The following is a 7436-nucleotide window of genomic DNA, read 5'->3' on the forward strand; positions in this document are numbered from 1 at the left end:
ACCCGGCTGGTACCACGACCCCGAACCCGACCCACCCTGGCTCGACGAACTCGCCCCACCCGACCCGCTGCGCCGTTGACCGCGGCGTGCTGGTTCCCGGGCGTTGCGCGCCTGCTGGGCCATGCGTCGGCGGGTGGGACGACGGCCAGGGCCCCGGTTCTGTTCGAGAGCTCACGGACGGCTGCTCAGCGCTGCAGATCCGAGAGCCTCTGGCGGGGTAGGAACGACACCGACCCCGGAGGAGGCGACCATGACCGCACCCGACCGCAACGGCACGCTCGACCACGCGGGTACCGACGTCGAAGGGGTCCCCGCGGAGAGGGCTCCGGGCACCACCGATCCGTCCGGCAACGTGCCCGACGATCCCGAGGTCCAGGACCGGGTGGCCCGCGAGGAGGGCGCGGAGCGCGGCTGACCCCGTGGGCGCAGGCGCCCGGGCGCACCGGAGGGTGTCGGCGGCGGCCCTGACCTCCGACGCGGCTGCTAGGCCGGCACGCCGCCCGGTCGTTCGATCGCCACGGCGGCCGCTACGACCCGGTGGAGCTCGCTCCCCCACGCGGTGGCCACCCATCCCCCGGGAAGGGGCAACCGTACGGCGTCCGCGCCGGTGACGACCCCGGGTGAGGCAGCACCTCGGTCGGTGGGAGCTGCGCCGCACGAGGGGGCTAGCAGTGGAGCGGCGCGCGCACCGGCGGGCGCGTCGTCGGGTGCGTCGTCGGGCGCGTCGTCGGGCGCGATGTGCGCGGTCGACGCGTACGCCCGGGGCGCCACCGGCGTGGGCCAGGCGGGTGCGCCCGGCCCGAGGTCGACCGTGGTGTGCAGCACCGGTCGTCCGCAGCGCTCGATCCGCGTCGTGCCCGTCCACCGCCCCGGCCGCTCCCCGGCGCGGCCCAGCAGGACCTGCTCGGCGACCAGCAGCTCCCCGTCCGGCGCCAGGGCGACCCGGAGCTCGGCGCGGTGGTGCGCACCGGCCGCGACCACGGTCGGCTCCGGCTGGAGATCCAGGGTGCCGGCGACCTCGGCGGTGATGCGCTGCAGCGACGGTCGAGCGCCGTCCCGCGCCGGCAGCGCGACGGCCGCCGCCACGGTCCGCACCCGCAGCGAGGCGCCGCCCTCCACCACCAACCGGACCTGCGCGTCGTCCCCGCCCAGCGGACCGAACGCGGTGGCGACCAGGTGGACGGTCACCGGCCCGGTGCGGCGCACGGCCAGCTGGCCGCTGGACCGGACGACCGGCAGCACCGTCGTGCCGCCCGGTCCACGCCGGGCGACGACCTCGACCGCCGTCCTCATGCCCGCCGTCCCGGACGCCCTCCGGTTCGACGTCCGGTACGACGCCTGGTCACGCGGTCTGCAGGGACCGCTGCCGCACCTGCTCGCGCACCCACTCCGCCGCGGGGGCGGCGGACGGGTCCTCGCGCAGCGAGATCAGCAGCGTCGGCCTGCCGCCCCGCACGGCGGCCGAGTCGCGCCGCATCACGTCGAGGTCGGCACCCACCAGTGGTGCGAGGTCGGTCTTGTTGACCACGAGCAGGTCGGCCGCCGTCACCCCCGGGCCGCCCTTGCGCGGCACCTTGTCACCGCCGGCCACGTCGATCACGAAGACCTGGACGTCGACCAGCCCGTAGCTGAACGAGGCGGTCAGGTTGTCGCCGCCGGACTCCACGAACACGACTTGCAGCCCGGGGTGCCGCGATTCCAGGAGCTCGACGGCGTCGAGGTTGGCGGTGATGTCGTCGCGGATCGCGGTGTGCGGGCAGCACCCGGTCTGCACCGCCTCGATCCGGTCGTCGGGCAGGACGGCGTGCCGCCGGAGGAAGTCGGCGTCCTCGGTCGTGTAGATGTCGTTGGTGACGACGGCGAGGTCGAACTCGCCGCCCAACGTGCGGCACAGCGCCGCGGCCAGTGCAGTCTTGCCCGAGCCGACCGGGCCGCCCAGCCCGATCCGCAGGGGGCCGGACGCGCGCCGCGGCGGCTCGGGATCGACGGTGCCGTGCAGGTCGTGGTCAGGAGGCAAAGAAGCGGTCCTTCCGTGAGGCGTGCACCTCGGCGAGGAGGTCGAGGAGCGGATCGGCGGACGCGGGCAACCGGTCGGGCACCGACCCCCCGTCCGGAACGGCCGGGAGCACCTGCCCGACGAGCGCGTCCACCTCCGCCGCGAGGTGCGCCGTGGCGGCGGCGACGGCGATCGGATCGAGCGCCAGCAGGCGTTGGGCGGCGGTGGCCGGTCCGCTCACCGACAGGTAGGCGGCGGCCGAGGCGGCGTCCCGCGGCCCGGAGCCGGCAGCCGCGGCGGCGACCCCCAGCGCGACCGCGTGGTGCGGGCGGTCGGGCAGGGCGTCCCAGGCGGGGTGCGGCCACGCCCGCCTGCCGACCCGCACGAGGCCCCGCCCCTGCTGCCGCGACGCGGCCCGCAGTGCCGGGCTCGGCGTCCGCGCGTCGGCCTCGGCCTCCAGCCGGGCGAGGGCGCCCGGCCGGTGCCGGTCGGAGGCGGAGCGGACGGCGTCGCACGCCGCCGCGGCGAGACCGGCGGCGACCGCGCCGGCGGTGGTGAGGCGGCGACGGAGGAAGGCCGTCAGCGAGGCCAGGTCGTGCACGAGGCCGGCCGCGACGGCCTGCTCCACCCCGCCGGAGTGCGCGTGCCCGCCCGCCGGCAGCCGGGAGTCGGCCAGGGTCAGGAGCGCCGCCGTCACCGTCGACCCGCCGTCAGAACAGGAAGTAGCGCTGGGCCATCGGCAGCTCGCGCACCGGCTCGGGCTCCCAGACCTCGCCGTCGACGGTGACGGTGAAGGTGTCGGGGTCGACGCGGATGTCGGGCAACGCGGTGTTCTCCGGCATATCGGCCTTGGTCAGCCGCGTCGTGTCGGTGACCGCGACCAGCCGCCGGTCGACCTCGAGCCGGTCGGCCAGGCCGGAGTCGACCGCCGTGGGGGCGACGAAGTGCACCGACGTGCTGGCCGGCACCCGGCCGTAGGCGCCGAACATCGGCCGCGGCAGCTGCGGCTGGGGTGTGGGGATCGAGGCGTTGGCGTCGCCCATCTGCGCCCAGGCGATCGTGCCGCCCTTCAGCACGACGTGCGGCCGGACGCCGAACAGCGCGGGATCCCACAGCACGAGGTCGGCCAGCTTGCCCGGCTCCACGGACCCGACCTCGCCGTCGATGCCGTGCGCCACCGCCGGGCAGATCGTGTACTTGGCGACGTACCGCCGCGCCCGCACGTTGTCGGCAGCACCGTCGCCCGGCAAGGCGCCGCGCTTGCGCTTCATCACGTGCGCGGTCTGCCAGGTGCGCAGCACCACCTCGCCGACCCGACCCATCGCCTGCGCGTCGGAGCCGATCATCGACACGGCACCGAGGTCGTGCAGCAGGTCCTCTGCGGCGATCGTGGTCGGGCGGATCCGGCTCTCCGCGAACGCAAGGTCCTCCGGCACGCTGGAGTCGAGGTGGTGGCAGACCATCAGCATGTCGAGGTGCTCGTCGAGGGTGTTGACGGTGTGCGGCCGGGTGGGGTTGGTGCTCGACGGCAGCACGTTCGGCTGCCCGGCGACGGTGATGATGTCCGGCGCGTGCCCGCCGCCGGCGCCCTCGGTGTGGTAGGCGTGGATGCTGCGCCCCGCGATGGCGGCGAGGGTGTCCTCGACGAAGCCGGCCTCGTTCAGGGTGTCGCTGTGCAGGGCCACCGGGACCCCGTGCTCGCCCGCCACGGTGAGGCAGGCGTCGATCGCCGCCGGGGTCGACCCCCAGTCCTCGTGCAGCTTGAACCCGCTGGCCCCTGCTCGGAGCTGCTCGGCGAGCGCCGGCCGGGACACCGTGTTCCCCTTGCCGAGCAGCGCGACGTTGACCGGCCACGGGTCCATCGCCTCGAGCATGCGCGCCAGGTACCAGTCGCCCGGCGTGATGGTGGTGGCCCGGGACCCCTCGGCCGGCCCGGTGCCCCCGCCGATCAGCGTGGTCACGCCCGATCCGAGCGCGGTGGGCACGATCTGCGGGCAGATGAAGTGGACGTGGCAGTCGATGCCCCCGGCCGTGAGGATCCGGCCGTTGCCGGCGAGCACCTCGGTGCCAGGGCCGATGACCAGCCCGGGGTGGACGCCGTCCATCGTGTCGGGGTTGCCGGCCTTGCCCAGCGCCACGATCCGCCCGTCCCGGACACCGACGTCGGCCTTGACCACGCCCCAGTGGTCGAGCACCACCGCGCCGGTGATGACCAGGTCGGGCGCTCCCTCGGCCCGGGTGGCCCGCCCCTGGCCCATCGACTCGCGGATCACCTTGCCGCCGCCGAAGACGGCCTCCTCGCCGGCCCTGCCAGGACCGCCGCAGCGGTCGTCCTCCACCTCGACGAGCAGATCGGTGTCGGCGAGCCGGATGCGGTCACCGGTGGTCGGCCCGTAGAGCTGCGCGTAGCGCTCGCGGGACAGCCTCACCACGAGCCCAGCCCGCCGTCGGCCGTCAGTCCGGGCACGATCCGAGCCCCGCCGATGGGCACCAGCGTCACCGCGCGCGTGATGCCGGGCTCGAAGCGCACGGCCGTGCCGGCGGGGACGTCGAGGCGGTGCCCGTGCGCGACCGCGCGGTCGAACTGCAGGGCACGGTTGGCCTGGGCGAAGTGGAAGTGCGAGCCGACCTGCACCGGTCGGTCACCGGTGTTGCGCACCTCGACGTCGACGCGCGCCGCACCGGGCAACGTCTCCACGTCCCCGTCGGCGGTGAGCACCTCCCCCGGCCTCACGGGATGGGTTGGTGGACGGTCACGAGTTTGGTCCCGTCGGGGAACGTCGCCTCCACCTGCACCTCCTCGAGCAGCTCGGGGACGCCGTCCATGACGTCGTCCCGGGTCAGCACCGTCCGGCCGGACTGCATGAGCTCGGCGACGAGGACGCCGTCGCGAGCGCCCTCGAGCACGTGGTCGGTGACGATCGCCGTCGCCTCCGGCAGGTTGAGCCTCAGCCCGCGCGCCCGCCGGCGGCGGGCCAGCTCGGCGGCGTACGAGAGCAGCAGGCGTTCCTGCTCGTGGGGCGACAGGTGCACGCGGTCGACCTCCCGACGTTCGCGGACGCCGCACGCTAGCCCGTGCATGTGACGGCGCTGTTGCGCCGCTTGCACCACGACCGCCCGGCGTTCTATGGTTCATTACATGAGTAATGAACCAAGGCACCGCGCAACCGGGGCGGCGCCGAGGTGATCGAGGACGGCGGACCGATCTTCCGCCAGGTCGCCGCGGAGATCGAGAACTCGATCGTCGACGGATCGCTCCCCGAGGAGAGCCAGGCGCCCTCCTCGAACGAGCTGGCCGCCTTCCACCGCATCAACCCCGCCACCGCGGCGAAAGGGCTCAACCAGCTCGTCGCCGACGGGGTGCTCTACAAGAGACGAGGAGTCGGGATGTTCGTCGCCACCGGCGCCCGCGAGCAGCTGCTGAAGCGGCGCCGCAGCGATTTCGCCGACCAGTACGTCCGACCGCTGATGACCGAGGCCCGCAAGCTCGGGATCGCCACCCGCGAGCTGGCCGCCATGATCGACCGATGGGAGGAGCAGCGATGACCGCCGTCGCCACGCTCGAGGACGTGACGATGCGCTTCCGGTCGACGACGGCCGTGGACGGCGTCACCGCGAGGATCGAGGAGGGGACCATCACCGGCCTCCTCGGCCGCAACGGCGCCGGCAAGACCACGCTGATGCAACTGCTCACCGGGCACCGGGTGCCGACGTCCGGCCGGCTGCGGGTGTTCGGCGCCCGCCCGTACGAGAACGACGACGTCCTCCGTCGCATCTGCTTCGTCAAGGAGGGTCAGCGCTACCCCGACGCCTTCCGGGTGAAGGACGCGGTCGAGGCGGCGTCCTGGCTGCACCCGGACTGGGACGACGACCTGGCGGGGTCGTTGCTCGACGAGTTCGAGCTGCCGCTGCGACGGCCGGTGAGACGGCTGTCCCGGGGGATGACGTCGGCCGTGGGCATCGTCATCGGCCTCGCCTCACGCGCGCCGCTCACCATCTTCGACGAGCCCTACCTCGGCCTGGACGCCGTGGCCCGGCAGCTCTTCTACGACCGGCTGATCGCCGACTACACCGAGCACCCCCGCACGGTGGTCATCTCCACGCACCTGATCGAGGAGATCGGCGACCTGTTGGAGCACGTGCTGATCATCGACCGCGGCCGGCTGCTGCTGACCCAGGACGCCGACTCCCTGCGCGACCGGGCGCTCACAGTGTCGGGACCGGCCGACCGCGTGGCCGCCTTCGGTCGCAGCCGCGAGGTGCTGCATGCCGAATCGCTCGGCGGCTACCGACGGGCGGTCGTCCGGCACGGTGGCGAGCAGGACGCCGTCGCCGCTCGGGCGCTCGGCCTCGCCGTGGAGCCCACGTCGTTGCAGCAGCTCGTCGTCGCGCTCAGCCGGGCGACGGCCGCGGCGTCCGGCCGGACCGACACCAGCCCGCGACTCGAGGAGGTCTCCTGATGGACCGCGTCCTGGCCGCCACCCGGCTGCACCTGGCCCGCCCGCTGGTCACGATGGGCATCCCCTGGTTGATCGTCGCGTCGAGCTTCGCCCTCAACGCCGTGCTGTGGGGAACGACGCCGGTGTCGGAGTCCGACTCCGCCGGCACGGGCGGCCTGGCCGCCCTGTACGTCACGGTCGGCGTCGTCTACGCGCAGGCCGTGACCCAGCTCCTGCCCTTCGGCATGGGCCTGGGCCTCAGCCGGCGGTCCTTCTACCTCGGGACGGCGATCGCCGCGACCGCGCAGGCGGTCTCGTACGCCGTCGCCCTCGCCCTGCTCGCCGCCATCGAGGACGCCAGCGGCGGCTTCGGGCTCGGCCTGCAGTTCTGGGGACCGTCGCCGATCGACGTGGACGGTCCGCTGCTCCAGGTCGTGGTCTACGCGACCCCGCTGCTCGCGTGCGCCACCGTCGGCGCCGCCCTCGGGATCCTGTTCAAGCGCTGGGGAGCCTCCGCGCTGTACACGCTGGCGGTCGCCGTGGTGGCCGTGGTCATCGGCACGCTCCTGCTCATCGGTGAGCTCGACGCGTGGAGCACCGTCGGTGGCTGGTTGGCCGACCGGTCGCTGCTGACGTTCGCCGTGAGCCTGCCGCTCGCGGTGACCGCGATCGCCGGCGGGCTGTCGTACTCCGGCCTGCGCCGGGTCGTCCCCTGACCCGACCCGCGACCGCACGGCGCCCGGGAGCCACCGCTCCCGGGCGCCGTCGCACTCGGTACGAGCCCGGGCGCGCGCGGGTGCTGGAACCCGGGCCGGGTCCCCGTGCGGTCCCCAGCCGGGGGAGACGGACCCCCGGCCGGATTCCGGGTGCGCTCCCGGACAAGCAGACATTCCGGGCACGGCCCCGGACGAGCAGAATGGCCCCGCACCGATCGGTGCGGGGCCATTCTGGAATGCTTGTCCGGCGGCGTCCTACTCTCCCACCCCGTTGCCGGGGCAGTA

At 74.4% G+C, this 7436-nt stretch carries 10 protein-coding genes; 4 read left to right on the forward strand and 6 right to left on the reverse strand.

Annotated elements, in window-relative coordinates; genetic code table 11:
• The first annotated feature begins 250 nt into the window (after positions 1-250).
• The gene (locus tag OF117_RS21850) at positions 251-415 is read left to right on the forward strand and encodes a hypothetical protein (protein ID WP_263554970.1); all 165 of its coding nucleotides are present in this window, start codon (positions 251-253) and stop codon (positions 413-415) included.
• Between the two features lie 68 nt (positions 416-483).
• Here the strand turns inward: OF117_RS21850 and OF117_RS21855 are convergent, their stop codons facing one another.
• The 6 genes from OF117_RS21855 to OF117_RS21880 are packed head-to-tail and all read right to left on the reverse strand — an operon-like array spanning position 484 to position 5029.
• The gene (locus OF117_RS21855) at positions 484-1293 is read right to left on the reverse strand and encodes an urease accessory protein UreD (RefSeq protein ID WP_263554971.1); all 810 of its coding nucleotides are present in this window, start codon (positions 1291-1293) and stop codon (positions 484-486) included.
• Positions 1294-1342: 49 nt separating this feature from the next.
• Entirely contained in the window at positions 1343-2017 is a 675-nt protein-coding gene (gene ureG, locus OF117_RS21860; RefSeq protein WP_263554972.1) for an urease accessory protein UreG, read from the reverse strand.
• Positions 2007-2693, reverse strand: coding sequence for an urease accessory protein UreF (locus OF117_RS21865; RefSeq protein ID WP_263554973.1), 687 nt, complete (start codon positions 2691-2693; stop codon positions 2007-2009). The genes ureG and OF117_RS21865 overlap by 11 nt, the downstream gene beginning before the upstream one ends.
• A gap of 13 nt (positions 2694-2706) precedes the next feature.
• Positions 2707-4428 (reverse strand): urease subunit alpha, encoded by a 1722-nt coding sequence (locus OF117_RS21870; RefSeq protein ID WP_263554974.1) that lies wholly within the window; start codon positions 4426-4428, stop codon positions 2707-2709.
• Positions 4422-4730, reverse strand: a complete 309-nt coding sequence (locus OF117_RS21875) for an urease subunit beta (protein ID WP_263554975.1) — start codon at positions 4728-4730, stop codon at positions 4422-4424. Before OF117_RS21875 ends, OF117_RS21870 begins: the two co-directional genes overlap by 7 nt.
• A complete protein-coding gene (locus OF117_RS21880) occupies positions 4727-5029 on the reverse strand; it encodes an urease subunit gamma (RefSeq protein ID WP_091364026.1) in 303 nt (100 codons plus the stop codon). The genes OF117_RS21875 and OF117_RS21880 overlap by 4 nt, the downstream gene beginning before the upstream one ends.
• 150 nt (positions 5030-5179) lie before the next feature.
• On the opposite strand from OF117_RS21880, the gene OF117_RS21885 reads away from it, so the two are divergent.
• Genes OF117_RS21885 through OF117_RS21895 form a run of 3 tightly spaced genes read left to right on the forward strand, consistent with a single transcriptional unit; the run spans position 5180 to position 7151 of the window.
• Complete coding sequence (locus OF117_RS21885) at positions 5180-5542, forward strand: GntR family transcriptional regulator (protein ID WP_263554976.1); 363 nt, start codon at positions 5180-5182, stop codon at positions 5540-5542.
• Positions 5539-6456, forward strand: coding sequence for an ABC transporter ATP-binding protein (locus tag OF117_RS21890; protein WP_263554977.1), 918 nt, complete (start codon positions 5539-5541; stop codon positions 6454-6456). Before OF117_RS21885 ends, OF117_RS21890 begins: the two co-directional genes overlap by 4 nt.
• The gene (locus OF117_RS21895; protein WP_263554978.1) at positions 6456-7151 is read left to right on the forward strand and encodes a hypothetical protein; all 696 of its coding nucleotides are present in this window, start codon (positions 6456-6458) and stop codon (positions 7149-7151) included. The genes OF117_RS21890 and OF117_RS21895 overlap by 1 nt, the downstream gene beginning before the upstream one ends.
• Positions 7152-7436 lie beyond the last annotated feature (285 nt).

The organism is Geodermatophilus sp. YIM 151500 (assembly GCF_025716945.1).
In the GTDB taxonomy this organism is placed as follows: Bacteria; Actinomycetota; Actinomycetes; order Mycobacteriales; family Geodermatophilaceae; genus YIM-151500.

Excerpts from the sequence above, each read along its gene's own strand:
- OF117_RS21850 (WP_263554970.1), top strand. The coding sequence starts at position 251 with ATGACCGCACCCGACCGCAACGGCACGCTCGACCACGCGGGTACCGAC.
- OF117_RS21855 (WP_263554971.1), bottom strand. The coding sequence starts at position 1,293 with ATGAGGACGGCGGTCGAGGTCGTCGCCCGGCGTGGACCGGGCGGCACG.
- OF117_RS21890 (WP_263554977.1), top strand. The coding sequence starts at position 5,539 with ATGACCGCCGTCGCCACGCTCGAGGACGTGACGATGCGCTTCCGGTCG.
- OF117_RS21895 (WP_263554978.1), top strand. The coding sequence starts at position 6,456 with ATGGACCGCGTCCTGGCCGCCACCCGGCTGCACCTGGCCCGCCCGCTG.